The organism is Cupriavidus pauculus, assembly GCF_002858765.1.
GTDB classification, from domain to species: domain Bacteria; phylum Pseudomonadota; class Gammaproteobacteria; order Burkholderiales; family Burkholderiaceae; genus Cupriavidus; species Cupriavidus pauculus_B.
Map to the genome: position 1 here is coordinate 64,448 of NZ_PJRP01000020.1, position 26,512 is coordinate 90,959.

The following is a 26,512-nucleotide window of genomic DNA, read 5'->3' on the forward strand; positions in this document are numbered from 1 at the left end:
TTTCGGCGACAGAGTGTAGCGAAGCCGATGCGGCGACGTCAAACAACTTTGTCCGGAAAATGCGACCGTCCACACGCTTGTGCAATCCCGGCACCGGGCGCGCAACGGCCTGTTGCGCGCCGAAAGCTGGCGGTATGATGGCTGTCATGAACGCCCCGATCTTCTCCTCCGCCCACCCGGCCGATCAGCTGGCCGAGTTCAGCGATGCCGATAGCGCGATGGCGCGTATCCGCGAGATCTACGACAGCTCCGTGGCGGCCGTGCGTGCGCGCTTCGACGCGTTTGCCAAGGGCAAGCCGCTGCCGTCGGCGGCCCACGCGTGCTACCCGTATCTCGGCATCTCCGTCAACCTGGAAACGATGGTCACCGATAGCCGCCCGTCATGGGGCACGGTGGCCTACCCCGGCGTTTACGGCACCACGGTCACGCGGCCGGATCTGCTGTGCGACTACTATCGCGACCAGATTGAACGGCTGATGCGCTATCACCGCGTGCCGGTGGTGGTGGGCCTGTCGCGCCGGCCGATTCCGCTGCCGTTCGTGATCGAGGCATCGACCACCGACATCAGCTTCACGCAGGCCCGCGAACTGGAAGCCTCGTTTGTGCTGCCCGAGCTGAGCCGCATCGACGATTCGATTGCCAACGGCACCTATGAGCCCACGCCGGGCGAAGCCTGGCCGTTGTCGCTGTTCCCGGCCGAACGCGTGGACCTGGCGCTGCAGCGCCTCTACCACTACACGGGCACGGCGCCCCATCACTTCCAGCGTTTTGTGCTGTTTACGAACTATCAGCGATATGTCGACGAGTTCGTGACGTTGGGGCGAAACCTGATGTCTGGCGACGGTGGCGACGGCTACGTGCGATTTGTCGAGCCAGGCGATGTGGTGCAGGACGTAGGCGGTGCGGAGCCCGACGACGCGACGCGCCCGAAGGCGCTACCGCAGATGCCTGCCTATCACCTGGTGCGCGAGGACGGGCTCGGCGTGACGCTGGTGAACATCGGCGTGGGGCCATCGAACGCCAAGACCATGACCGACCACCTGGCCGTGTTGCGTCCGCACTGCTGGCTGATGGTGGGCCACTGCGGCGGACTGCGTCGCTCGCAGCAGTTGGGCGATTACGTGCTGGCGCACGCCTACGTGCGCGACGATCATGTGCTGGACCACGACCTGCCGCCGTGGGTGCCGGTGCCACCAATCGCCGAAATCCAGGTGGCGCTGCAGGAGGCGGTGGCCCGCGTGACGGGTTTGTCCGGCACCGAGATGAAGACGCGCATGCGCACCGGCACGGTCGTGTCGACCGACGACCGCAACTGGGAACTGAAGTCGAAGGCGCTGTACGCCCGGTTCAACCAGTCGCGAGCCATCGCCATCGACATGGAAAGCGCGGCCGTCGCGGCCAATGGGTTTCGCCTGCGCGTGCCGTATGGCACGTTGCTGTGCGTATCCGACAAGCCCCTGCATGGCGAGCTGAAACTGCGCGGCATGGCCAATGCGTTCTACCGCCAGCGCGTCAGCCAGCACATGACGATCGGCCTGGAAGCCATCCGCATCCTGCGCGAGAACGGCGTCGACGAGTTGCACTCGCGCAAGTTGCGCAGCTTCGACGAACCGGCGTTCCGCTAACGCCTGGGGCCTGATGCCCGCGGCCCCGCCTCACGCCCTCAGGGAAAACAGAAATAAAAAAGTGCGCGGGGTTGCCGCGCGCAGTGAGGCGGGAAGGACGTCGGTTAGGCGGCCTTCCCTCGAGGAGACAAAATAGAAAGTCTCGGAGAAATCCTAGGTCTGAAGGCCAATCAGAAGCGATAGCCCACGCCGGCGCTGAACAGCCACGGATCGAGGCTGACCGTCGACACCTTGACTCCATTGGCGTAGACGTTGCTGGAAATCCAGACCTTCTTGGCGTCGACGTTCAGGAACCAGTTCTTGGTGAGCTTGTAGTCCATGCCGATCTGCAGCGCCGGGCCCACGCTCCACTTGTCCAGACCCAGCGTGCCACCGGCCAGGTCGGCACCGTAGACGCGCGTGGCGTTCACGCCGGCGCCCACATACGGACGGAAGGTGCCGTTCGGCAGGAAGTGGTACTGCAGCAGCAGGCTCGGCGGCAGGTGCTTGAACGTGCCGATCTTCGTGCCATCAAGGCTCACGTCCTGCTTCTGCGGGATGGTCAGCACCAGTTCGGCCGCGATATGCGGCACGATGAAATAGGTGATGTCAACTTCTGGGATCCACTTGTTGTTGACATGGATGCGATCCGATGCGCCAACGCCGCCCACGGGGTCGGACTTGTTGGCCATGTCGAGATAGGTGCCGCGCAGGCGGACCATCCAGTTGCCCTGCGCCTCGTCAGCGGCGGCGGCAGGCGCCGAAACGGCACCCATGGCGGCGGCGACGAGCGCCATGCAGATGGAGGAAACGAGGGTCTTGCGACGGGGAGAAGTTGCAGTGGTCATGTTGGTCAGGCACAAAACATCGAAAAGTGCGACCAGTGTGTCTTGTGCGAGGCACCCAAACCTTGATGCAGGACAAGTGAAGCGCAGCCGACACAAATTGCGTGGAACTGCGTCGTCAATGTGCGACAACGCCGGCGGCGCAGCCCTGCGAGGGCTTGCGGCACGCGGCGGATACTTCTATGGACATGCGGATTTATTCGTGGCGGACGCGCTTTGCCGCCCTTACGCTGTGGGCTCGTGGTTGTGCACCGCGCATGTCGTGGGCGTCCACCAGGACGTCTTTTCAGGTGTGCCCTGTGGGGGCAGGGCACACCGTTTTTCCGGTCAAGCAGCCTTGGCCCGGTCCTGGTCCTGCTGGGGGTCCCGTGCCTGCAGATGTCGGTTGACACCCGACACCATGGCCTTCAGCGACGCCGTGACGATGCTGGCGTCCACGCCGGCGCCAAAGCCCGTAGGCGAATCATCAACGCGCACTTCCACATAGCAGGCCGCATTGGCGTCGGCACCGGTGGTCATGGCGTGCTCGTGGTAATCCATCACCCGCACGGCAATGCCCAGGCCGCGTGAGAAGGCGTCGACCGCCGCGTCGATGGGCCCGTTGCCCGCACCGCGCACCCGAACGGGCTGGCCGTCGCGCGTCACTTCCATTTCGATTTCCACGGCGTTGTCGCGGGTCGACACCATGCGGTGCGACACATAGCGCAGCGGCGCGTCAACGTCGAGGTACTCGCGGCGGAACAGCGCGTAGAGGTCCTCGGCGCTGGCTTCGAGCCCGGTCTCGTCGGTCATCACCTGCACCGCACGGCTGAATTCGATCTGCAGGCGGCGCGGCATGTAGATGCCATGGGCCTGCTCCAGCAGGTACGCCATGCCGCCCTTGCCCGACTGGCTGTTCACGCGGATCACCGCGTCGTAGCTGCGGCCCAGGTCGGCGGGGTCGATCGGCAGGTAGGGCACTTGCCAGACCGCGTCGGGCTTCTGCTGTGCAAAGCCCTTGCGGATGGCGTCCTGGTGCGAGCCCGAAAAGGCCGTGAATACAAGATCGCCTACGTACGGATGGCGCGGATGCACCGGCAGCTGGTTGCAGTGCTCCACGCACTGACGTACTTCGTCGATATCGGAAAAATCGAGTTCGGGGTCCACGCCCTGGGTGTAGAGGTTCAGCGCCAGCGTGACCAGGTCGACGTTGCCGGTGCGCTCGCCGTTGCCGAACAGGCAGCCTTCCACGCGGTCGGCACCGGCCATCACGGACAGTTCCGCGGCCGCCACCGCCGTGCCGCGGTCGTTATGCGGATGGACGGACAGCACGATATGTTCGCGACGCGCCAGATGCCGGTGCATCCATTCGATCTGATCGGCAAAGATGTTGGGCGTGCTGCATTCCACCGTGGTCGGCAGATTCAGGATCATCGGGCGCGTGGCGTCCGGCTGCCAGACGGCGGATACGGCGTCAGACACTTCCAGCGAGAAATCGAGCTCGGCGAGGCTGAAGGTCTCGGGCGAATATTCGTAGGACCAGGCCGTACCCGGCATGGCGTCGGTGAGTTCGCGGATCAGGCGCGTACCGGACACGGCCACCTCCTTGATCTCTTCGCGCGACGCGTTGAACACGATGCGGCGCCAGGCCGGGGCAATCGGGTTGTACAGGTGTACGGTGGCACGTTTGGCACCCCGCACCGATTCCACCGTGCGGCGAATCAGGTCTTCGCGCGCCTGGGTCAGCACCACGATGGTGACGTCGTCCGGAATGCGGTCTTCCTCGATCAGCATGCGCACGAAATCGAAATCGGTCTGCGATGCCGATGGGAAGGCGACCTCAATTTCCTTGAGTCCAACTTTCACCAGCTGCTCGAAGAGGCGCAGCTTGCGGGCGCTGTTCATCGGCTCGATCAGCGCCTGGTTGCCGTCGCGCAGGTCAGTGCTCATCCAGCGCGGGGCGCGGGTGATCTGGCGCGATGGCCAGGCGCGGTCGGGCAAATCGACAACGGTGGCGGGACGGTACTTGGCGGCGGGGTTGCGCAACATGGGCATGGGTATCTCCTTCCTCGCTAAGGAAGCATCAGGAAGCGGCTCGGCATACGAGGGCTTCGCGTGAACGGGAAAAACGGAAAAAGGGTGGCGAAAGGTTGCCGAACTGCCACGGGGGCCCTAGGCCCGGCAACCGATCGGTAGGCCTAGCAGTAGCGAGGAAGCGCCCAGCAGAGCGCGGCACGACGTCAGGCCGGCCAGCGAACCATCAACGCACGCGCGCACGGCGGCACCGATGCGCGAGGCATCTGCGGCGTGGCGGAGGTCGAGGGCGTTGGCTGGCATCGTGCAAGAAGAGGATATCGCGTCGCCATCTGGCGAGCACGAACACGCAGAGCGTAGTGCAAAACAAGCGGCAGCGTCAACCGTCGGTATGTCGTCTGACTAGTCTGATTCGGCCTGGAATGCGCGGTGCCGCACGTCAAAGCCTTACCCCGAACGGATGACTTCCACCCGATATGTGGGGTAGCGCTCAGCCCTCTGGCCAGTACATCGCCATGCACATCCCGCCTAGGCTGACAGCAGCAGGAACGGGATCGATAACGAGACAGAGGGGCAATCATGCGTACACGTACGTGGGCGGGGTGGATCGCGTGCATGGCGATGGCCATGCTGATGGCGGCGTGCGGTGGGGGGGGCGGCAGCTCGGGCGCCGGCACGACGGCACCGGCGGGTAGCGGTGGCGATGCCGGCGGCAACGCGGGCGGCGGCAACACGGCCGTTGCCAAGTCGTACACGCTGGTCATGAACCGCACGTCGGGGCAGGTGGCCGTGGGCAGCACGATCTCGCTGACGGCATCGGTTGTCGACGATCTTGGCAACGATGTCACGGGCGCCACGACCTTTGTCTGGACCAGCAACAACAGCTCCGTGGCGGCGGTGGCCAACGGCACTATCCCTGGCAGCGCCGTAGTGACCGGCGTGGGCGTGGGCAACACGGCGGTGAACGTGGTGGCAACGGTGGCCGGTGCCAACGGCACCACTACCGTGCTGCCGCAGGTGGCCGCCACGATCACCGTGGTGGCCCCTGGCGTGCGCACGTACAGCCTGGCGCTGCCGTATCCGGTGCTGTCGATGACCGACGGGCAGGTGCTGCCGGTGACGGCGTCGCTGGTCGACAGCGACGGCGCAGACCGCTCCTCCGCAGCCACCGGGTGGACGTGGCGCAGCAGCACAACGGCGGTTCAGGTGACCGGCGCCGCCAACGTGGGTACGCTGCGCGGCGTGAATGCCAGCGATACGACGGCGCAGTCGGTGGTCACCGTGCAGGTCACGGCGCCCGACGGCAACACCCTGACCGGGGCGTTCCTGGTGTCGGTGTTCAAGACCAGCGTGTCGACCTATCGGCTGGTGCTCTCGCAGTACGGCAAGCAGATCAACGCGCTGAACGTGCTGAACGGCTATCCGCAGACCTACGACTCGCGCGTGCTGCGCAATGACGAGAGCGACGCGACGGCCGACTTCACCGGGCTGTGGACGTACATGACCACCTCGCCGTCGCTGGCGATGATGCCGAATTCGGCCACGCGTGTGACCACGGTCAGCACCAGCCGCCCGACCGGCATCGCCCCGCTGCAAAGCGTACTGGAGGAAATGGCCGGCAGCCTGACGCTTACCGCCAAGCCGCGCGCCCAGTTGCTGGTGACCGAGCAGCCGACCTGGGGGCTGATCTACAGCGGCCCGGACCCGTTCGTCGTGCCGGGTGGCGGGGCGCCGGTTTCCGCGCACCTGCTGCACCGTGGCATCGACGAAGGCGTCATGGGCTGCAATGGCACGTGGAACTGGCAGGTGGGCAGCGGTCCGATCTCGATCGTGTCGTACTTTGGCAATCTCGCGTCGCTGGTATCCTCCGGATCTGGGCCCTTCACGGTGATCGTGTCGTGTACCGCCGGAGCCGAAGCCATGCCGGTGTCGCTGACGATTCCGGGCGTGGCGCAGTAGGGCCGGGCTTGACCGGAAGAAAGCCCGCCGGGTGGGTCCGGCGGGCTTTTTCTTTGGAAAGGCATCACGCAGAAATGGGTACGCTTTTGCCCGATCCAGTCGATTTGCGCCCCTCTCCCGCCTGCGGGAGAGGGGCCGGGGGAGAGGGTAGGAAGGCTCAAATTGCCGCTTCAATGCCTTCAGGGCGGGCCTTCTCACCCACCCCTCTCCCACGGGTGGACATGCGGAGGCGCATCAAGAGCGGCGCCGCGCTGGCACGCAGAAACGGGTACGCAGGGGGTGCCGCGCCAAAGCAAAACGGCGACCCCAAGGGATCGCCGTTGCCGTATCCGCCCTGCCAGGGCCGGTGCCGGAATCAGGATTTGCGCACAAAGCGGATGATCTGCTCGTTGCTGCCGCCGGAACCGGCGCTGCCCGTACCGCCAGAACCGGAGCCCGACGTATTCGAGTCGCACGTGCCGCAGCCGCTGTTCGTGGCGCAGCCGCTGGCGCAACCCGCGGCCTGGCTTGGGGCCAGGCGCCGCGCCAGCCATCCGCGCCAGCCGCTGGCCGATACACCGCCCAGCATCGTCGCCAGGCGCGCCTTCACGCGCTCGCGGGTTTGCGGCATGTAGCGGCCCGCCACGTGGATGGCGCAGCCCAGCACGATCAGGGGCACGATCAGGGTTTCAAAGGCGTGATAGAGCGTCATGGCCGTTTGACTCGATGGCGGCGAGCCAGTTTCCTCGCAATCAGGTGAGCGCCAGCGCCACGCGGTACGTGATGAACGACGCGAGATAGGCCAGCCCGGCCAGGTAGGCGGCCGATGCCGCCATCACCTTCCAGGAGTTGGTCTCGCGACGGATCACCGCCAGCGTGGAAACGCACTGTGGCGCGAAGACATACCAGGCCAGCAGCGACAGCGCCGTGGCCAGCGACCATTGCGCCGCGATCATCGGCGCCAGCTGCACCGCCACGGCATCGTCGCTGCCCGACAGCGCGTACACAGTGGCCAGCGCGCCCACCGCCACTTCACGTGCGGCCAGGCCCGGCACCAGCGCGATGCAGATCTGCCAGTTGAAGCCGATCGGGGCGAATACGTGTTCCAGCGCGCGGCCGATCATGCCGGCGAAGCTGTAGTCGATCGGCGGCATGGTGGCGCCTTCGGGCGGCGACGGGAACGTGGCCAGGAACCACAGCAGCACGGTCAGCGTCAGGATCACCTTGCCCACGCGCGACAGGAAGATGCGCGCACGCTCCCACAGGCCAATGCCGATATCGCGCGGATTCGGCACGCGGTACGACGGCAGTTCCATCAGCAGCGGATGGTCGGTGCGGTCGCGGCGGAACCACTTGAGCACGTAGGCCACCAGCAGCGCGCTGACGATGCCGGCCACGTACAGCACGAACAGCACCAGGCCCTGCAGGTTGAACAGGCCCGCCACGGTACGTTCGGGAATGAACGCGCCGATCAGCAGCGCATACACGGGCAGGCGCGCCGAGCAGGTCATCAGCGGCGCCACCAAGATGGTGGTCAACCGGTCGCGCGGGTCCTGGATCGTGCGCGTGGCCATGATGCCCGGAATCGCGCAGGCAAAGCTCGACAGCAGCGGAATGAACGACCGGCCCGACAGGCCCGCGCTCATCATCAGCCGGTCCAGCAGGAACGCGGCGCGCGGCAGGTAACCCGATTCCTCGAGCGTCAGGATGAACAGGAACAGGATCAGGATCTGCGGCAGGAAGACGACCACGCTGCCCAGGCCCGCGATCAGGCCATCCACCAGCAGGCTTTTCAGCATGCCGTTGGGCATCATGCCGCCGACCCATTCGCCAATGAAATGCACGCCGCCTTCGATGCCGTCCATCATGGGCTCGGCCCACGAGAACACGGCCTGGAACATGAAGAACAGCAGCACGGCCAGAATGACCAGGCCGAACACCGGGTGCAGCACCACGCGATCCACGGCGTCGTCGAAGCGTGCGGTGCGCGTGGGCATCGTCACGGCCGCGTCCAGCAGACGCTTGACTTCGGCGTGGGTGTCCAGCTCGGACACGCTGTCGAGTGCCTGCGCCGGGGGCGCGGGCGGCAGCGTCTCGTCGAACAGCTTCACCAGCGCGGCGGCGCCATCGCGCTTGACGGCCACGGTCTGCACCACGGGCACGCCCAGCGCCTGCGACAGCGCGTCGCGATCGATCACGATGCCGCGGCGGGCCGCCGCATCGCTCATATTGAGCACCACCACCATGGGCAGGCCCAGGCGGCGCAGTTCCAGCACGAAGCGCAGGTGCAGGCGCAAGTTGGTGGCGTCGACCACCGACACCAGCAGGTCGGGCCGTGCCTCGCCGGGACGCTGGCCCATGCAGACCTCGCGTGTGATGGCTTCGTCCAGGCTGGCCGAATGCAGGCTGTATGCGCCGGGCAGGTCGAGGATGCGCACGGTGCGGCCGGCCGGCGAGACGAACTGGCCTTCCTTGCGCTCGACGGTCACGCCGGCGTAGTTGGCCACTTTCTGGCGGCTGCCGGTCAGGCGATTGAACAGTGCGGTCTTGCCGCAATTGGGGTTGCCTACCAGCGCGATGCGCAAGGCGGAGGCATTCTGGGCAACTGACATGATGGGAATAGGGTCAGGCGAAGGCGGGCAGGCCCTCAGGCGATGCGCTGGGCGTCGGCGTCGGAAGCGTCGGTCGTATCGGCCGTCCTGGCCAAATCGGCCTGGCCTGCCGGTGCGATGTTCGACACGGTGGCGGTGGCCACTTCCACGGCAATGCGATCGGCCTCCGAACGGCGCAGCGCAAAGCGCGTGTAACCCACCTGGGCCACCAGCGGATCCTTGCCAAACGGGCCGAAGGTGACAATCTGCACGGATTCGCCGGGCACGAAGCCCAGATCCCGCAGACGTCGCGCGACGGGGTCGTTAAGGGTGGCATCGTCCACCGATTTCACGATGGCGACCGTGCGCCGGGGCAGTTCAGACAACCGCATATGCTTCCAGTCCAAGGGCGGGATCGCCGCCGCGCGACAGAGAAAATCCTGTCGGGTACGTAAATAGAAATCGTTCTCGATTGTATAGCATTCGCGCCATTTGCGCGCTGAAGCCACACAGTTGTTAGCTGTTTGTAATGTGGACGGAATAACTCGCGCTGCCGGACGTTTACCGTGTAACGACACTCTCCCTGCCGCCTCCGCCGCCTCTATACCGATGGACAACGATTTCTCAGACGATGCGCTGCGCGAAGTGATTCCAAGGCTGCGCCGCTTTGCGGTGTCGCTGACGCGGAACGAGTCCAGCGCGGACGACCTGGTGCAAGCCTGCCTGGAACGCGCGCTGTCGCGCCGTGTGACGCGGCAGGACGGCGGGGACCTGCGCGCCTGGCTGTTCTCGATCCTGTACCGGCTGTTCATCGACAGCCAGCGCCGTGCCAAACGGTACGCGGGCCTGCTGACGCTCTTCGGGGTCGGGAGTGACGAGGACAGCGTCCCGTCTACCGAAGATGTGGTGCTGACCCGATCGGCGCTGGACAACTTCAATCGGCTGTCCGCCGAACAGCGCGCGCTGCTGATGCTGGTGACGGTGGAAGGGCTCAGCTACCAGGAGGCCGCCGATGCACTCGACGTGCCCATCGGCACGGTCATGTCGCGCATCTCGCGGGCGCGCAAGGCACTGCGCGAACTCACCGACGGCAAGGTCGTCCATCCACCCCTGCAGGTGCTCAAATGAATACCCTGATGCCCACCGAACCGGAACTGCACGCCTACGTCGATGGCGAACTGGACGAAACGCGACGGCTGCAGATCGACGCACTGATCGACAGCCACCCGGAACTGGCGCGCGAAGTGGAACAGATCCGGCAGGACATGCAGCGCCTGCGCGCCAGCATGGAGCCGCCTCCGGCCGACACACCGGCCCGGCTCGACCCGTTCCGCATCCGCCGCGGCCTGCGCGACCGCTTGCGCCACCGCGCGGCCATCGCCGCGTCGCTGGTCATGGCGCTGGCCGTGGGCGGCATGGGCGGCTGGCAGTCGCGCGAGATTGCGCTGCGCCAGAGCTATCCGCCGATGGCCGATGCGATGTCGGCCTATCGCCTGTTCGCCGTCAGCGCCACGCCGCAGATGGTCGACGTGAAGGTCGATGCCCAGGCCACCGATGAGCGCGAGCTGCAGACATGGCTGAATCGCCATTTCGTGCAGCCGGCGCCGCTGCCCGATTTCTCGGCCTATGGGTTCCATCCCGTGGGGGGGCGGTTGATGTCGTCCGAACAAGGCCCGGCCGCGATGATCCTGTACCAGAACCCGCAAATGCAGTCGATCGTTTACTACGTGCGGCCGCAGGGCGATCTGCGCCTGCGCAACGGGTCGCGCACCGAGGGCAACCTGATGGCGCAGTACTGGCGCAACGGCCGCTATCTGTATGCCGTGGTCAGTCCAACCGATAATCCGGCCGCGCTGCCCGTGCAGCGCGCCGTGGCGCCGGGCGATACCTGAAAAGATGCCTGCCGGCGGAAATAGTGGCCGGGGGTCGATCGTCATACTGGGGCACAGAGCATGACCGCAGCTCCATGCATGTGCTCCAGGATGAAAGGATCGATGATGAAACGGAACCACCCCCTGCTGGCCGCCCTGGCCACTACCGCCACCGCCTTCACTTTCGCGCAAGGCGCGATGGCGCAGGACACCCCCGCACCGCAGACCCCGGCCACCGCCGCCACCCCCACCGCAACCGCCCCCGTCAGGAACATCGTGCTGGTCCACGGCCTGTACGCCGATGGATCGAGCTGGGAGAAAGTCATTCCGCTGCTGCAGGCCAGGGGCTACCACGTGACGTCGGTGCAGAACCCCACCACGTCGCTCGATGCCGATGTCGACGCGGTCAAGCGCGCGCTGGCCCTGCAGGACGGCCCCACGCTGCTGGTCGCGCACTCGTATGCGGGCATGGTCATCAGCCAGGCCGGCGACGACCCGAAGGTGGCCGGCCTGGTCTATATCGCCGCGCGGGCGCCCGATGCCGGCGAAGACTATCCGGCGCTGACGCGCAGGTTTCCGGCCGCGCCCGCTTCGGCAGGCCTGCAATGGTCGGCGGACGGCTACGGCAAGCTGTCCGAGCAGGCGTTCGTGAATGACTTTGCCGGCGACCTGCCGAAGCCGGAGGCCGAAGCCTACTTCGCCGTGCAGCAGCCGATGGGTAAGGCCATCACCATGGCCCGCACCACCGTGGCGGCCTGGCGCCACAAGCCCACGTGGTACGCCGTGTCGACCCAGGACCGCACCATCAACCCCGACCTGGAGCGTTTCATGGCCAAACGCATGGGCGCGTTCACGATCGAGATTCCGGCGAGCCATGTGTCGTTGATCTCCCATCCGAAGGACGTCGCCGACCTGATCGTGCAGGCGGCCAGCGGGCAGGGCACGGCCAAGGTGGCCAGTACCGGGGCGGGGAAGGCGCTCTACGCCGCGACGGCCACGCGCGACCTGTTCTCCGATGGCGCCTGATCAGGGATTACCCCTGTTTCGCGCAGGAATCAGCCGGCCTGGGCACCTTTCTCTTGCGAATACCTGGCGAATAACACATTTGCGGTATTGGTACGGCGCGCCCCCCCGGCATAAGCTGCACGCACGCTGAACACCCCGTTCCACGCGTACTTCAGAGCCACTGGCCCTTGGGCCGGTGGCTTTTTCTTTTGCCCCGCGCTTGCGTTCCGCCGCTAGATGCCGGCTTGGTCCGCCGCCGTCCTGACGGTCGCCACGAAATGGTCGCGCGCTGGATGATCGGGTGCCTGCTTCCACACACAATAGACCTCCGACGGCACCGTGGCGTCGGCCAGCGGCCGAAATGCCGCCCCCGCCATGCCGGATCGCGCCATGGCGGCCGGCACCACGGCCACGCCCATGCCCTGCGATACCAGCGACACCACCGACAACCAGTGGCGCACCTCGTGCCGGATCCGGGGATAGAAGCCTTGCGCGGCGCACATGTCGAAGATGCGGCTGTAGTAGTCGGGCGACGCCTTGCGCGAAAACAGCACGAATGGCTCGCCGCGCAGGTCGGTCAGCGCCACCATGTCGCTGGCGGTCAGCGGGTGGTCGGCCGGCATGCAGCAGACGAACGGTTCGGAATGCGCCAGCGTAGCCGCCAGTTCATCGGGCACCCGGCTGGTGTGGACAAAGCCCGCATCAAGCTCGCCATGCAGCAGCGCGTCTATCTGTTCCTGCGAATTGAGTTCGGTCAGCGCCACATGGATGCCCGGATAGCGCCGCTGGAATTCCTGCAGCCGCTGCGGCAGCCCGCGATACAGCATCGACCCCACAAAGCCCACCCGCAGGCGGCCTACCGCGCCAGCCTCGATCTCGCGCGCCAGCAGCCGCGCCGATTCGGCCTGTGCCAGCAGGGCGATAGCCGATTCCTGAAATGCCCGGCCGGCGGCGGTCAGGCGTACCCCGCGACTGTCGCGCTCGAACAGGCGCGCGCCCACCGAGGCCTCGAGTTGCTGGATGTTGAGCGACAGCGGCGGCTGGGAAATCGACAGACGCCGGGCGGCGCGGCCGAAATGCAGTTCCTCGGCCAGCACGAGGAAGTAACGCAGGTGACGGAATTCCATGGCGATACAAATTTCGTATTGATCAAGCCAATTTTAGAATTGGACGCGAATCGCTGGCGATCAAATAATGGATCCCAAACCATCCCGCCCCGTTCTGCAGGGCAGGGAGCCAACGGAGACACCGCATGCCGACCAGCGCCACCCGCCCCGCCGCATCGCCACCCGCACCTTTCAGCCAGCCTCAAGCCCAGCCAGACGCCCATCCGGTGCCCGACCGCCACGGATCGAGCCTGTTCACGGCGGACCCCGACCTGCGTGCGCTGCTGCCGCTATACCTACCGGCCGACCTGTTCACTCACCTGCTGCCGCACCTGGAGCGCATGGGCGCGCTGGCTGGCGGCGTGCTCGACGAACTGGCCAACGTGGCCGACCACGAGCCGCCGACGCTGTCGCACCGCACGCGCACCGGGCTGGACGACCAGCGCATCCACAAGCATCCGGCGTACGTCGAACTGGAACGCGTGGCGTTTTCGGAGTTCGGCCTGGCCGCCGCGTCGCATCGCGGCGGGGTGCTGGGCTGGGACAAGCCGATGCCGCCGGCAGCCAAGTACGCGCTGACCTATCTGTTCGTGCAGGCCGAATTCGGCCTGTGCTGCCCGCTGTCGATGACCGATTCGCTGACGCGCACGCTGCGCAAGTTCGGCGACCCGGCGCTGGTCGACCGATTCCTGCCCAACCTGACCACGCAGGTGTTCGACGACCTGTACCAGGGCGCGATGTTCATGACCGAACAGGGCGCGGGTTCCGATGTGGCGGCCACGGCCACGCGAGCCATTCGCGACGACAGCGCCGAAGGCGGCTGGCGTCTGGTGGGCGACAAGTGGTTCTGCTCCAACCCCGACGCCGCGCTGGCCATGGTGCTGGCGCGTGTCGAGGAGGCCGATGGGACGGCGGTCGACGGCATCAAGGGCGTGTCGCTGTTCCTGCTGCCGCGCACGCTGGCGGACGGCAGCGCCAACCACTACCGGATCATCCGTCTCAAGGACAAGCTTGGTACGCGCTCGATGGCCAGCGGCGAAATCCGGCTGGAGGGCGCGCACGCGCACCTGGTGGGTGAACTGGGCCGTGGCTTCGTGCAGATGGCCGACATGATCAACAACTCGCGGCTGTCGAATGGCGTGCGGGCGGCGGGCCTGATGCGCCGCGCGCTGACCGAGGGGCAGTTCATCGCCCGCGAGCGCCGTGCCTTTGGCAAGCGGCTGGCCGACATGCCGCTGATGCGCCGCCAACTGCTCAAGCTCACGCTGCCCACCGAGCAGGCCCGCACGATGGTGTTCCAGACCGCCGAGGCGCTGCGTCGCGCCGATGCGGGCGAGGCCGACGCCTATCCGCTGATGCGCATCCTGACGCCGCTGATCAAGTTCCGCGCCTGCCGCGACGCCCGCAAGGTGACCGGCGATGCGATGGAGATTCGCGGCGGCTGCGGCTACATCGAGGAATGGAGCGATCCGCGTCTGGTGCGCGACGCCCATCTGGGATCGATCTGGGAGGGCACCAGCAACATCGTGGCGCTCGACGTCTTGCGCGCGATTCGCCGCGAGGGTTCGCTGCCGGTGCTGCAGGCCCATCTGACCGCGCTGCTGCAGGACACGCCGATGCAGGCACAGGCGCACGAAGTCTTTACCGCGGCCATCGCCAATGCCGCCGCACTGGCCGCGCGTGCCGCCGATGCCGGTGCCGATGGCGACGTGCTGGCCCGCCAAGCCGCCTCGGCCCTGTACCACGTGACCAGCGCCGTGGCCATGGCCTGGGAAGCGGGCCGGATCGGCTCGGTGCGCCGCATGCGTCTGGCGCAGGCGGTGCTGACCCATCGCGTACTGCCACAAGACCCGCTGGGCGGTGGCGCCGAACCCGACTGGCTGGCCGACACCGTGGCACCGCCCGCCGATGGCGTGGTGCGCGCGGCTGGCCAGGTCGACCAGGTCAACGTGTTCTGACGTTCCACAGTCTGCTGTTCTGAACGGGCGCGCGCCCCAACCCTTAACCCGAATCGCGCGCCCCATATAAAAAGCTTCACCGGAGACAACGCATCATGCCCCAATGCCACCGCCGCGCGGCCCTGGCCGCCTTTGCCTCGATGGCCGCCTGCACGCTGTTTGCAACGGCTACCCCCGCCTTCGCGCAGAAGGATTTCCCGAGCAAGCCGATCATGCTGGTGGTGACCTACCCGCCGGGCGGCCCTACCGATGCGATGGCCCGGACGCTGGCCGCCGCGCTGAAAAACAGCCTGGGCCAGCCCGTGGTGGTGGAAAACCGCGCCGGCGCGGGCGGCAACATCGGTGCCGAGGTGGTGGCACGGGCCGAGCCTGACGGCTACACGTTGATGTTCGGCACGTCGGCGCCGCTGGCGATCAACGTGAGCCTGTATCGCAAGATCAACTACGACCCGGTCAAGAGCTTTGCACCGGTGATCCAGATCGGGCAGTTGCCCAATGTGCTGGTGGTGAATCCGGCCGTGCCCGCGAAGAACGTGCAGGAGCTGATTGCCTATGGCAAGGCGCATCCGGGCAAGCTCAGCTATGCGTCGTCGGGCAACGGGGCGTCGTCGCACCTGGCCGGGGTGCTGTTCAACAACCTGGCCGGCACCGACTTCCAGCACGTGCCGTACAAGGGCACCGGCCCGGCGCTGAACGACCTGCTGGGCGGGCAGGTGAGCATGACCTTCACCGACGTGCTGACCGCGCTGCCGTTCATCAAGAGCGGCAAGGTGCGCGCGCTGGGCGTGACCACCAAGGGCCGCTCGCAGGCGCTGCCCGACGTGCCGACGGTGGCCGAGCAGGGTGTTGCCGGGTTCGATGTTTCGGTATTCTTTGGCGTGGTGGCACCGGCAGGAACGCCGCCCGCCGTCATCGGCAAGCTGAACCATGCGTTCGCCGACGCGCTGCAGCAGCCTGAAGTCCGCAAGACGCTGCTGGCGCAGGGGCTGGAACTGGCGCCGTCCACGTCGCCGGAACAGCTGGGCAACTTCGTGAAGGCCGAGGTCGGCAAGTGGCGTGCCGTCGTGCAGAAATCCGGCGCACAGCTGGACTGACATAACGACAACAGCATCACAAGGAAGAGACATGACGCCATCCCAATCCGGCAAGAGCGGCGCGCTGGCCGGCATCCGCGTAGTGGATTTGTCACGCATCCTGGGCGGCCCGTTCTGCGGGCAGATCCTGGGTGACCACGGGGCCGACGTGCTCAAGATCGAACCCCCGCAGGGCGACGACACGCGCACCTGGGGCCCGCCGTTCCGCGACGGCGTGGCGTCGTACTACTTCGGCCTGAATCGCAACAAGCGCGTGATGAAGCTGGACCTGACCGCCGACGCCGACCGCGCAGTGCTACTGGCCCTGCTGGCCGATGCCGATGTGCTGGTCGAGAACTTCAAGACCGGCACGATGGAGAAATGGGGGCTGGGCTACGACGCGCTGTCGCAGCGTTTTCCGCGCCTGGTGCATTGCCGCGTGTCGGGCTTCGGTGCCGATGGCCCGCTGGGCGGCCTGCCCGGCTACGACGCCGCCATTCAGGCGATGGCCGGCATCATGAGCATCAACGGCGAAGCCGACCGCGACCCGCTGCGCGTGGGTTTGCCGGTGGTCGACATGGTGACGGGTTTGAATGCGGCGCTGGGCGTGCTGCTGGCGCTGCAGGAGCGCGAGCGCAGCGGGCGCGGGCAGTTCGTCGAGGCGGCGCTGTATGACTCGGGCCTGTCGCTGCTGCATCCGCATGCGGCCAACTGGTTCATGAACGGCAAGACCCCGGGCCGCACCGGCAACGCACACCCCAACATCTACCCGTACGACACGGTGGCCACGGCGACCGATCCGATCTTCCTGGCCGTGGGCAACGACCGGCAGTTCCGCATCTTGTGCGCGCACATCGGCGTGGCGGAATTGGCCGACGACGAGCGCTTTGCCACGGCCGGCGCGCGTTCGGTCAACCGGGCACAGCTGAAAGGCACGCTGGAATCGAAGCTGGCGGCGTGGGACGGCAAGGCGCTGGCCGACGAACTGTCGGCGGCCGGCGTGCCATGCGCGCCCGTGCTGTCGGTGCCCGACGCGCTGACGCATCCGCACACCGCGCACCGCGAGATGGTGGTGGAGATGCCTGGCGGCTACAAGGGGCTGGGCGCCCCGGTCAAGCTGAGCCGCACGCCGGCGACTTACCGGTATGCGCCGCTGACCGAGGGCAATGCGTTCCTGCCCAGAGAGGCGGCGAACGATTGAGGTGGCGCGCGGGATTGCTCCCCTCTCCCGCAGGCGGGAGTGGGGCTGGGGGAGAGGGCGAGCGGTTCAACCAGCGACAATTCGCAATGTGAACCTCAGCGCCCTCCCCCCCCGACCCCTCTCCCACTGCATGGGAGAGGGGAACCAACCCCCAGCGATGACACTTACCCCGGAATCATCCCCGTCAGCCAGTAGGCCTGGATCATCGTGATCACGCCCACGATGAACGCGAACAGCAGGCTGTGCTTGACCGTGAAGCGGAACAGTTCCGATTCCTTGCCCACCAGGCCCGTTGCCGCGCAGGCTACCGCGATCGATTGCGGCGAGATCATCTTGCCCGTCACGCCGCCGGTGGTGTTGGCGGCCACCAGCAGCGTGTCCGATACGCCGATCTGGTGGGCCGTGGTGTGCTGCAGCGAGCAGAACAGCGCGTTCGACGACGTATCCGAGCCCGTCAGGAACACGCCCAGCCAGCCCAGCAGCGGCGAGAAGAACGGGAACGCGGCGCCGGTGCCGGCCAGCAGCAGCGCCAGCGTGGACGACATGCCCGAGTAGTTGGCTACGAAGGCAAACGCCAGCACCAGGCCGATCGACAGCACCGGGCGGCGCAGTTCCAGCAGCGTCTCGACGAAGGTCAGGATGGCGTCGCGCGGCTTCATGCGCTGCAGCAGCACCGAAATGATCGCCGTCAGCAGGATCGCCGTGCCCACGGCCGACAGCAGGTCGAGCTTCAGCACGGCCTCGTAGGGCTTGGGCGATGCCACGATCGGCGCGGCCTTGATGACGAGCTGGTCCAGCATCGGCACCTTGAACTTCAGCACCGAACCAGCCAGTGCCCCGTTGCCGGCAAACAGCGCCTTGAACGACGGCAGGCTCCACACCGTGACGATGGCCGTCAGGATGCCGAACGGCGCCCAGGCGCGCACGGTCTGGCCAAACGTGTACGGCGATGGCTTGCGGCGCGATGGGGCACCCATGCCGCCGCCAAAGCCTGCCATGGCCACCGTGCCGCCAGACATCGTGCCGCCGGCCGTGCCGCGCGCCGCCTGCGAAGCCGAACGCGGCTGCCACACGCGCAGGAACGAAGCCAGCGCAATCAGGCTGACCAGTGCCGACGTGATGTCCGGCAGTTCAGGCCCGATGTGGTTCGACGTGAAGTACTGGGTCACCGCGAAGCTGCCACCCACCACGAACGCGGCGGGCCACGTCTCGCGCACGCCCTTCCAGCCGTCCATCATGAACACCAGCCAGAACGGCACGGCCAGCGACAGCAGCGGCAGTTGCCGGCCGGCCATCGCGCCGATGTGCATCGGGTCGATACCCGTGACCTGACCGGCCACGATGATGGGGATGCCCATCGCGCCAAAGGCCACCGGCGCCGTGTTGGCGATCAGGCAGAGCCCTGCCGCGTACAGCGGATTGAAGCCTAGGCCCACCAGCAGCGCGGCGGTAATGGCCACCGGCGCGCCGAAGCCTGCCGCGCCTTCCAGGAACGCGCCGAACGCGAAGCCGATCAGCAGCATCTGCAGGCGCTGGTCGTCGGTGATCGACAGCACCGACGCGCGGATCACGTCGAACTGGCCGGTCTTCACGACGATCTTGTACAGGAACACCGCCGTGACGATGATCCAGGCAATCGGCCACAGCCCGTAGGCAAAGCCGAAGCCCGCGGCGGCAAACGCCTGCTGCGCAGGCATGCCGTAGGCGAAGATCGCCACGACCAGCGCGAGCGCCAGGGTGACGGCGGCCGCCACATGGCCCCTCATGCGCAACACGGCCAGCGCGACGAAGAAGAACAGGATGGGTACGGCTGCTGCGAGCGCGGACAGCCAGAGGCTGCCCAGCGGCGTGTATAGCTGGGTCCAGGGTTGCACGGGATGTCTCCTCGTTGGTGTTTAAGTTCTTGAATTCTTGTAGGTGGCGGCGCCGGAGCCGGCGCGGCTACTCGGGCTGGTTCCGCTCGGCCAGCAGGTCCGACAGGCTCTTGGGCGCGGGCGTCAGCGGCTTGCGGTGCTGGGTCCAGCCCATCTGCGCCGCCGGCGTGAAGGCGCGCAGCCGCGTGGCGGCCCAGCGGAACACGCGATAGGCGGCCGGGTGCGCGAAGGCCCCGCTCCAGAAGCGCCACACCAGGTGTTCGCGCTTGCTGTACTTGGCGCCCTGGCCCTTCAGTGGGTGCGGCACGGCTTCGTCGGGGTTGCGGTTCGCTTCGGTGCGCAGGCGCACCAGCAACTGCGGAATCGGAATGCGCACCGGGCACACTTCGCCGCAGGCGCCACACAGGCTCGATGCGGTGGGCAGGTCGGCCGTGGCATCGAGGCCCAGCAGGTGGGGCGAAATGATCTTGCCGATCGGGCCCGGGTAGGTCGTGCCGTAGGCATGGCCGCCGATGCGCGTATAGACCGGGCAATGATTCATGCAGGCGCCGCAGCGAATGCACTGCAGCGTGGCGCGCAACTGTGCATCGGCATAGGCCTGGCTGCGGCCGTTGTCGAGCAGCACCAGGTGCACTTCGCGCGGGCCGTCCTGCTGGCCGGGCTGGCGCGGGCCGGAAATCAGGTTGAAGTAGGTGGTGATGGCCTGGCCCGTGGCCGAGCGCGTCAGCAGGCTCGACAGCGGCACGATATGCGCCAGGCTGGCCACCACTTTCTCCATGCCCATGACGGCCACGTGCACGTTGGGCACGGTCGTGGAAAGGCGGCCGTTGCCCTCGTTCTCGACGAGCCACAGCGTGCCGGTGTCGGCGGCCGCGAAGTTGACGCCCGACAGGCCGATGTCGGCTTGCACGAACGCCTGGCGCAGCGCGCGCCGGCCGGTCTGGATCAGCGCGTCGACGTCTTCGGTGTAGGGCGTGTCCGGGATGTTCTGCTCGAAGAGCGTGGCGATGTCGGCCTTGGTCTTGTGAATCGCCGGCATGACGATGTGCGACGGCTTTTCGCCGGCCATCTGGACGATGTACTCGCCCATGTCCGACTCGACACAGTCGATGCCGCGCTCGGCCAGGTAATGGTTCAGCTCCATTTCCTCGCTGGCCATCGACTTGCCCTTGATCACGCGCCTGGCGGCGTGGGTCTGGGCGATGCGATGGATGATCGCGTTGGCCTCTTCGGCCGTCTCGGCCCAATGCACCTGTACGCCGGACTTCGTCAGGTTGGCTTCGAGCTGGGTGAGCAGGTCGGGCAGGTTGGCCAGCGCATGCTGGCGCACCGCTTCGCCCAGGTCGCGCAGGTGTTCCAGTTCGTCGCCGTCGGGAAACTGCACGGCGCGCTTCTGCTGCAGGAAATCCATCGCGCCGCGAAAGCTCTGGCGCAGCTTGGGATCATCGAGCGCTTCGCGCGCCCGGGCGCGGAAGTCGGCGGTGGGAACGAAGTGAAGGGGCTGCTGGCTCATTGCGCGTGGCCTCCAACGAGGTCGTTGACGATGACTACCCAGAGCTGGCGGGGGCCATGCGCCCCGTAGGCCAGCGTCTGCTGGATGTCGGAGGTCTTGGACGGACCCGACACCATCACCAGGTTGGTGGGCATGCCATCGGTCCAGCGTTCGGCGCGCACGGCGCTATGCAGGTCTGGATGCAGCGTCGAGGCGTACACCAGCGCGATATGGACGGGCGGCACCAGCGACATCGTGCGCGGCGACCCGGCATCGGGCGCCAGCACCAGCGTGCCGGTGGCGGCCAGGCCCGAACGGGCCACCGTGAAGCCGGCGTCGACCGTATCGAACAACTCGGCTTTCCACGCCTCGATCGGGCGGTCGAAATCCAGCGTGGCGATGCCGGCGGGCAGCGCCCGGGCCAGCGCAGCGCCTTCGGGGCGGCCCGTGTCCAGCAGCAGCCGGCGCACGCCGTCCGCGGCCAGCCGCGAGGCGACCCATGCGGGCCAGCCTGCCGCGTCGGTACAGAGCACCTCGGCATGCGACGCGCTCAGCGCGGCCTGCATCGATTCCACCAAGGCGGCAACCGACGGGCGCGCGCCACGCCGAGCGTCGAAATGGTCGTCGATACGGCGATCCAGGGCAGCAGTGTCCGGGGCCAGGGTCGATCCGGAAGTGGGCACGGCGGCGCGCAGACGGCCCAGCATGCGCTCGCGCGCGGTCATGGCGGTCATGCGGCACCTCCGGTACGGCGCCAGAGGAACGACGCCAGGTGCTCCACCGGCAGCGGCGCGCCCGCATGGGCGGCGGCGTGGCCGATATTGAGCAGGCAGCCGCAGTCGGCGGACACCAGGCGGTCGCAGCCGGTGGCGCAGGCGGAGGCCACCTTGTCGCGCACCATGGCGCCCGAGATATCGGCGTGCTTGAGTGAGAACGTGCCGCCAAAGCCGCAGCATTCCGATTCCCGCACGTGCTCGACGCGGGTCACGCCCGGCAGCGCATCGACCAGCGCCACGCCGTGGGCACGCGTACCCATTTCGCGGCGTGCGCCGCACGAGGTATGCAGCACCACCCGTTCGTGATCGCCGGCCGGCACGTCGTCAAAGCGCACATGCAGCACATTGAGCAGGAATTCCGCCAGTTCGTAGACCCGCCCGGCGATGTCGGTAGCCAGCCGTGCGGCCTCCGGGTCATCGGCGAACAGCGTGGGCCAGTGGTGGCGCATCATGCCGCCGCACGACCCCGACGGCACGATGATCGGCCAGGGCTCACGGAACAGTTCCAGTTGTGCGCGGGCCACCTTGCGGGCCTGCTCGGGATTGCCACTGCTGTACGCGGGCTGGCCGCAGCAGCTCTGGCCGCGTGGAAAGTGGACGGTCAGGCCTTCGCGCTCCAGCAGGCGCACGGCGTCGAGGCCGGCTTGCGGAACGAACAGGTCGACGAGACAGGTGCCGAACAGATAGACCTGTTGCGGGACGGTCGTCGGGTATTGCCTGGATTGCATTGTCTGCCTCCGGTATGGCGCCGCTGCGGGTCACGCGCTTTGCGGCATTTTTGAGCGCATAATTCCCGCTCTCGCGCCGGAGTACAAATTGGTTGGACCAATCTGGCTTGGCGGGGCCGACGAAAGGGGACTGGGGAAGGGATCGATGGGGGGCAGCGCACGCAACCGCGTGGAAGACGTCATGCGCAGGCTGGAGACCGCGTTGCTGGACGGCACGTGGCCCGTTGGCACCCGCCTGCCCGCCGAACGCGTGTTGGCCGAGCAGTACGCGGTGGCGCGCAACACGATCCGCGAGGCGATCCAGCGGCTGGCGGCACGCGGGCTGCTGCAGAGCCGGCGCGGCGCCGGCGTATACGTCACCGATCAGCTGCGTACCGGCATTGCATCGCCCTGGGGCCAGCTGGTGGCCGACCATCCTGCCCTGCGCGACGACATCCTGGAGTTTCGCCGCGTGCTGGAGGGCGCCACCGCCTACTTTGCCGCGCTGCGCGCGGACGCCGCGGACCTGAAACGTATACGTGGGCTGCTGAAGGAACTGGAGCGCTCGCGCAAGACCGACGACAAGGCCGCCGAAGCCGATGCCGACGCGAAGCTGCACGACGCCATCGCGCAGGCGTCGCACAACACCATGTTCCTGCACCTGCATACCAGCGTGATCGGCATGTTGCGCGAGCACATCACGATCAACGGCACCGGCTTGCGCGAGGCGGACGACGAATCGTCGGACCTGCTGCTGCGCCAGCACCGCACGCTATGCGAGGCGATCCTGACGCGGCGGCCCGAAGAGGCGCGCACGGCCATGCAGACCCATATCGACTTCGTGCGCAGCAAGGTGGACGGCGAAAGCGCCTGAGCGGCGCCGCCGGGGAACGGGGCGGGCGCGCTAATGGCCGCAATGGGCCGCAATCGACCGTAATTGGTCGTACCAGTTGCTGCGTACCCGTTCCCAATGGAATCAGTGACTTGGCGCGGCGGGCTACACCAGCCCGGACGTCGACAGTTCGCGCTTCACATACGCGTAGAAGATGGGCCCGGCGATCACGCCAGGGATGCCGTACAGCGTTTCCATCACCAGCATCACCGTCAGCAGCTCCCACGCGGCCGCCTGTATACGCGCGCCGATGATGCGGGCGTTCAGGAAGTATTCGAGCTTGTGGATCACCACCAGGAAGAACAGCGACACGACGGCAATCGGCAGCGACACCGACAGCGACGCAATCACGATGGCCGTGTTCGAGATCAGGTTGCCCAGCACCGGCAGCAGCCCGGCGATAAAGGTGATGGCCACCAGCGTCTTGGACAGCGGCAGGTGCTGGTTGAACAGCGGAAGCGCCACCAGCAGGTAGATCGACGTCAGGATGGTGTTGATCGACGAGATCTGGATCTGGGCGAAGATGAACTGGGCGAACGACCGCTGCAGCGTGCTCGCGCGGTTGATCAGCGCGCTGGCCAGCGGCCGGCGGTTGGGCCGCGAGATGGCGCGGTACAGCGCCACCATGGCGCCGATGATCAGGCCAAGCACGATGTGCAGCAGGGTGCGGAGGATATCGGTGCCCAGCCGCTGCGCCATCTGGGCATGCTCGCGCATGGCCCCCAGCAACGTGGTGACCAGTTCCTCGGTGCCACTGGGCAGGTAATCGCTCAGCCAAGTGGGTAACTGGGTGCGGGACTGGTCGATGATGTCGGCGGCATGGTCAAGCAACCGCTCGAGGGTGGCGCTGTCCACGTTCAGAAAATGCACCAGTGCCCAGATGCCACCGGTCAGTACCAGCAGGATGATGGCGGACAGGATGGCCACGGCCAGCGCGTCGCGCCGGGAATGGGTCAGGCGGGGCGCCAGCACGTCGACCAGCGAGTACAGCAGCAGCCCGGCCAGCAGCGCTGCCACCAGGTTGGCATGCATGACCAGCAGCAGCGCGCCGCCGGTCAGTACATATGACACCGCCGTGACGCTAAACCAGCTTCCCGGCACCAGGCGGGTGCCGGCTGACGACGGGGACGTTGGGGGGGACGAGGATGTGGCGTCTTTCATGGCGCCATGGTCGGCGCGGTCTTCCGGGTTTTCCAGCTGCGGCATGTCTCGGCTGAACACGATTGATTTGGAATGAGTAGGCGGATTGTCGACGTGGCGCGTAACAATGGCAAGACAGCTTGAGCAGACAAGCGATCTTGCCGTGCCGGGCGCGAAACTTGCGTCGCCGCCGTGGCCTATATTGGGGAGCAGAAGACGGCGCAGCCGCGCCAGGAGACCGCGTACCATGGCCTTCACCCACACCGTCGGCGTCCGCCGGCACGTGTTTGCCGACCTGCGCACGCTGCTGGCCCGCGCCAGCCCGGCGCGATCGGGCGACGCGCTGGCCGGTATCGCCGCCGCCACCGAGGAAGAACGGATGGCGGCCCGCATGGCGCTGGCCGAGATGCCGCTGGCCCGCTGCCTGACCGAAGCCCTGGTGCCCTACGAGGACGACGAGGTCACGCGGCTGATCGTCGACAGCCACGACGCGGCGGGCTTTGCCGAGATCGCCAGCCTGACCGTGGGCGACTTCCGCAACTGGCTGCTGCGCCACGAGACCGATTCGGCCACGCTGGCACGGGTGGCACCCGGTATCACCCCCGAGATGGCGGCGGCCGTCAGCAAGCTGATGCGCAACCAGGACCTGGTGGCCGTGGCGCGCAAATGCCGCGTGGTCACGCGCTTTCGCGGCACCATCGGCCTGGCCGGCCGGCTGGCCGTGCGGCTGCAGCCCAACCATCCGACCGACGACCCGCGCGGCATCGCGGCGTCCATCGTCGACGGGCTGCTCTACGGGTGCGGCGACGCCACGATCGGCGTCAATCCGGCCAGCGACAACCTGGGCGCCATCGTCACGCTGCTGAAGCTGATCGACGACATCCGGGCCCGCTACGACGTGCCCACGCAATCGTGCGTGCTGACCCACGTCACCCATACGCTGCGGGCCATGGAGCAGGGCGCGCCGGTCGACCTGGTGTTCCAGTCCGTGGCCGGCAGCCAGGCCGCCAACGCGGCGTTCGGCATCTCGCTGGCGCTGCTTGACGAGGCGCGGCAGGCCGCGTTGTCGCTGGCGCGCGGCACGGTGGGCAACAACGTCATGTATTTCGAGACCGGCCAGGGCAGCGCGCTGTCGGCCAACGCCCACCACGGCGTGGACCAGCAGACCATGGAGACCCGCGCCTATGCCGTGGCGCGGCGCTTCGAGCCGTTACTGGTCAACACGGTGGTGGGCTTTATCGGGCCCGAGTACCTCTACGATGGCAAGCAGATCATCCGGGCCGGCCTGGAAGATCATTTCTGCGGCAAGCTGCTGGGCGTGCCGATGGGCTGCGACGTCTGCTACACGAACCACGCCGAGGCCGACCAGGACGACATGGACACGCTGCTGACGCTGTTCGGCGTGGCCGGCATCAACTTCATCATGGGCGTGCCCGGCGCCGACGACATCATGCTGAACTACCAGAGCACGTCGTTCCACGATGCGCTGTACCTACGCGAAGTGCTGGGCCTGCGGCCCGCACCCGAGTTCGAGGCCTGGCTGCAGCGCATGGGCATGCTGGACAGCGCCGGCCGCCTGCTGCCACCTTCCGCGCGCCAGCCGCTGCTGGCCATGGCCGAATCGCTCTGACCCCGATCCAGGAGACGCCATGCCAAACCGCCCAGCGCCCCCAGAAGATTCCGCCGACCCCTGGCGCCGCCTGCGCCAGTTCACGCGCGCCCGCGTAGCCATCGGCCGCACGGGCCATGCCCAGACCACCGAAACCGTGCTCGCGTTCGGCCTGGCCCATGCGCAGGCGCGCGACGCGGTACACCTGCCGCTGGATGCCCAGGCCATCGACGCCGCACTGCAAGCCGCTGGCCTGAGCGTGGTGCATGCCCATAGCGCCGCGCACGACCGCGACCAGTACCTGCGTCGCCCGGACCTGGGCCGCCGGCTCGACGATGACAGTCTTGCTGCGCTGGCCGTCGATACCCAACCGTGCGACGCGCTGTTCGTGATTGCCGATGGCCTGTCCGCGCTGGCGGCGCAACGGCACGCTGTGCCGCTGCTGCAGGCCGTGCTGGCGCGGCTGCCGTCATGGCGCATCGGCCCGGTGGTGGTGGCCCGGCAGGCGCGCGTGGCGCTGGGCGACGAGATTGGCGAACGGCTGCATGCGCGCCAGGTGGTGATGCTGATCGGCGAGCGCCCCGGGCTCAGTTCGCCCGATAGCCTCGGGATCTACCTGACCTACGATCCGCGCGTGGGGCGTACCGATGCGGAGCGCAACTGCATCTCGAACGTGCGGCCGGAAGGGCTGTCGTACGCGCAGGCGGCCGACCGTCTGGCGTTTTTGCTACGTGGGGCGGTGGCGCTGGGCAGGTCCGGGGTGGACCTGAAAGACGACAGCGTCGCCATTGCGGCGACGCTGCCAGGGGCGTGAAAC

22 protein-coding genes are annotated in these 26,512 nt (G+C 67.2%); 11 read left to right on the plus strand and 11 right to left on the minus strand.

The genetic code is table 11. The annotated features are described in order from the left end of the window. Positions 1–134 precede the first annotated feature (134 nt). The gene (locus CYJ10_RS28850; protein WP_101684856.1) at positions 135–1,625 is read left to right on the plus strand and encodes an AMP nucleosidase; all 1,491 of its coding nucleotides are present in this window, start codon (positions 135–137) and stop codon (positions 1,623–1,625) included. A 170-nt stretch (positions 1,626–1,795) separates the two neighbouring features. On the opposite strand, the gene CYJ10_RS28855 is transcribed toward CYJ10_RS28850, so the two are convergent. Together CYJ10_RS28855 and leuA are read right to left on the minus strand one after the other, a co-directional pair. Continuing rightward, the gene (locus CYJ10_RS28855) at positions 1,796–2,452 is read right to left on the minus strand and encodes an OmpW/AlkL family protein (RefSeq protein ID WP_374703319.1); all 657 of its coding nucleotides are present in this window, start codon (positions 2,450–2,452) and stop codon (positions 1,796–1,798) included. Positions 2,453–2,776: 324 nt separating this feature from the next. Further along, on the minus strand, positions 2,777–4,477 hold the full coding sequence (gene leuA, locus CYJ10_RS28860; RefSeq protein WP_180863101.1) for a 2-isopropylmalate synthase: 1,701 nt from the start codon (positions 4,475–4,477) through the stop codon (positions 2,777–2,779). Between the two features lie 564 nt (positions 4,478–5,041). On the opposite strand from leuA, the gene CYJ10_RS28865 reads away from it, so the two are divergent. Continuing rightward, positions 5,042–6,421: a hypothetical protein gene (locus CYJ10_RS28865; RefSeq protein ID WP_257993583.1), complete on the plus strand. Its 1,380-nt coding sequence runs from the start codon at positions 5,042–5,044 to the stop codon at positions 6,419–6,421. 355 nt (positions 6,422–6,776) lie between these two features. On the opposite strand, the gene CYJ10_RS28870 is transcribed toward CYJ10_RS28865, so the two are convergent. Genes CYJ10_RS28870 through CYJ10_RS28880 form a run of 3 tightly spaced genes read right to left on the minus strand, consistent with a single transcriptional unit; the run spans position 6,777 to position 9,383 of the window. Next, positions 6,777–7,112: a DUF6587 family protein gene (locus CYJ10_RS28870; RefSeq protein WP_101684860.1), complete on the minus strand. Its 336-nt coding sequence runs from the start codon at positions 7,110–7,112 to the stop codon at positions 6,777–6,779. 40 nt (positions 7,113–7,152) lie between these two features. Then, positions 7,153–9,012: a ferrous iron transport protein B gene (gene feoB / locus CYJ10_RS28875; RefSeq protein ID WP_101684861.1), complete on the minus strand. Its 1,860-nt coding sequence runs from the start codon at positions 9,010–9,012 to the stop codon at positions 7,153–7,155. 35 nt (positions 9,013–9,047) lie between these two features. Further along, the gene (locus CYJ10_RS28880; protein WP_101684862.1) at positions 9,048–9,383 is read right to left on the minus strand and encodes a FeoA family protein; all 336 of its coding nucleotides are present in this window, start codon (positions 9,381–9,383) and stop codon (positions 9,048–9,050) included. Between the two features lie 217 nt (positions 9,384–9,600). Here CYJ10_RS28880 and CYJ10_RS28885 point away from each other — a divergent pair, with 217 nt between their 5' ends. The 3 genes from CYJ10_RS28885 (at position 9,601) to CYJ10_RS28895 (ending at position 11,888) form a co-directional block, all read left to right on the plus strand. Continuing rightward, complete coding sequence (locus CYJ10_RS28885) at positions 9,601–10,119, plus strand: sigma-70 family RNA polymerase sigma factor (protein ID WP_101684863.1); 519 nt, start codon at positions 9,601–9,603, stop codon at positions 10,117–10,119. After that, positions 10,116–10,883 carry an anti-sigma factor family protein gene (locus tag CYJ10_RS28890; RefSeq protein ID WP_101684864.1) on the plus strand — a complete coding sequence of 256 codons (768 nt, stop codon included), beginning with the start codon at positions 10,116–10,118 and terminating at the stop codon, positions 10,881–10,883. The genes CYJ10_RS28885 and CYJ10_RS28890 overlap by 4 nt, the downstream gene beginning before the upstream one ends. Before the next feature lie 105 nt (positions 10,884–10,988). Continuing rightward, complete coding sequence (locus tag CYJ10_RS28895) at positions 10,989–11,888, plus strand: alpha/beta hydrolase (RefSeq protein WP_101684914.1); 900 nt, start codon at positions 10,989–10,991, stop codon at positions 11,886–11,888. Between the two features lie 212 nt (positions 11,889–12,100). Here CYJ10_RS28895 and CYJ10_RS28900 read toward each other — a convergent pair whose 3' ends face one another. After that, a complete protein-coding gene (locus CYJ10_RS28900; protein ID WP_101684865.1) occupies positions 12,101–12,994 on the minus strand; it encodes a LysR substrate-binding domain-containing protein in 894 nt (297 codons plus the stop codon). 125 nt (positions 12,995–13,119) lie between these two features. Here CYJ10_RS28900 and CYJ10_RS28905 point away from each other — a divergent pair, with 125 nt between their 5' ends. The 3 genes from CYJ10_RS28905 to CYJ10_RS28915 all read left to right on the plus strand — a co-directional run bounded on the left by CYJ10_RS28905 (position 13,120) and on the right by CYJ10_RS28915 (position 17,205). Continuing rightward, the gene (locus tag CYJ10_RS28905) at positions 13,120–14,931 is read left to right on the plus strand and encodes an acyl-CoA dehydrogenase family protein (protein ID WP_101684866.1); all 1,812 of its coding nucleotides are present in this window, start codon (positions 13,120–13,122) and stop codon (positions 14,929–14,931) included. A gap of 95 nt (positions 14,932–15,026) precedes the next feature. Then, on the plus strand, positions 15,027–16,025 hold the full coding sequence (locus CYJ10_RS28910) for a Bug family tripartite tricarboxylate transporter substrate binding protein (protein WP_101684867.1): 999 nt from the start codon (positions 15,027–15,029) through the stop codon (positions 16,023–16,025). Positions 16,026–16,056: 31 nt separating this feature from the next. Next, positions 16,057–17,205, plus strand: a complete 1,149-nt coding sequence (locus CYJ10_RS28915) for a CaiB/BaiF CoA transferase family protein (protein WP_101684868.1) — start codon at positions 16,057–16,059, stop codon at positions 17,203–17,205. 164 nt (positions 17,206–17,369) lie between these two features. Here CYJ10_RS28915 and CYJ10_RS28920 read toward each other — a convergent pair whose 3' ends face one another. From CYJ10_RS28920 to CYJ10_RS28935, 4 genes are all read right to left on the minus strand, one after another. Further along, positions 17,370–19,079, minus strand: a complete 1,710-nt coding sequence (locus CYJ10_RS28920; RefSeq protein ID WP_101684869.1) for a lactate permease LctP family transporter — start codon at positions 19,077–19,079, stop codon at positions 17,370–17,372. Positions 19,080–19,146: 67 nt separating this feature from the next. Continuing rightward, positions 19,147–20,592 carry a LutB/LldF family L-lactate oxidation iron-sulfur protein gene (locus tag CYJ10_RS28925; protein WP_101684870.1) on the minus strand — a complete coding sequence of 482 codons (1,446 nt, stop codon included), beginning with the start codon at positions 20,590–20,592 and terminating at the stop codon, positions 19,147–19,149. Next, positions 20,589–21,305, minus strand: coding sequence for a LutC/YkgG family protein (locus CYJ10_RS28930; RefSeq protein ID WP_101684871.1), 717 nt, complete (start codon positions 21,303–21,305; stop codon positions 20,589–20,591). The genes CYJ10_RS28925 and CYJ10_RS28930 overlap by 4 nt, the downstream gene beginning before the upstream one ends. Then, complete coding sequence (locus CYJ10_RS28935; protein WP_101684872.1) at positions 21,302–22,075, minus strand: (Fe-S)-binding protein; 774 nt, start codon at positions 22,073–22,075, stop codon at positions 21,302–21,304. The genes CYJ10_RS28930 and CYJ10_RS28935 overlap by 4 nt, the downstream gene beginning before the upstream one ends. A gap of 145 nt (positions 22,076–22,220) precedes the next feature. Between CYJ10_RS28935 and CYJ10_RS28940 the strand changes: the two genes are divergently transcribed. After that, positions 22,221–22,928 (plus strand): FadR/GntR family transcriptional regulator, encoded by a 708-nt coding sequence (locus CYJ10_RS28940; RefSeq protein WP_101684873.1) that lies wholly within the window; start codon positions 22,221–22,223, stop codon positions 22,926–22,928. Between the two features lie 123 nt (positions 22,929–23,051). On the opposite strand, the gene CYJ10_RS28945 is transcribed toward CYJ10_RS28940, so the two are convergent. Next, positions 23,052–24,107: an AI-2E family transporter gene (locus CYJ10_RS28945; protein ID WP_101684915.1), complete on the minus strand. Its 1,056-nt coding sequence runs from the start codon at positions 24,105–24,107 to the stop codon at positions 23,052–23,054. A 226-nt stretch (positions 24,108–24,333) separates the two neighbouring features. Between CYJ10_RS28945 and CYJ10_RS28950 the strand changes: the two genes are divergently transcribed. After that, the gene (locus CYJ10_RS28950) at positions 24,334–25,716 is read left to right on the plus strand and encodes an ethanolamine ammonia-lyase subunit EutB (RefSeq protein WP_101684874.1); all 1,383 of its coding nucleotides are present in this window, start codon (positions 24,334–24,336) and stop codon (positions 25,714–25,716) included. Between the two features lie 19 nt (positions 25,717–25,735). Continuing rightward, a complete protein-coding gene (gene eutC / locus CYJ10_RS28955; RefSeq protein WP_101684875.1) occupies positions 25,736–26,509 on the plus strand; it encodes an ethanolamine ammonia-lyase subunit EutC in 774 nt (257 codons plus the stop codon). Positions 26,510–26,512: the final 3 nt, after the last annotated feature.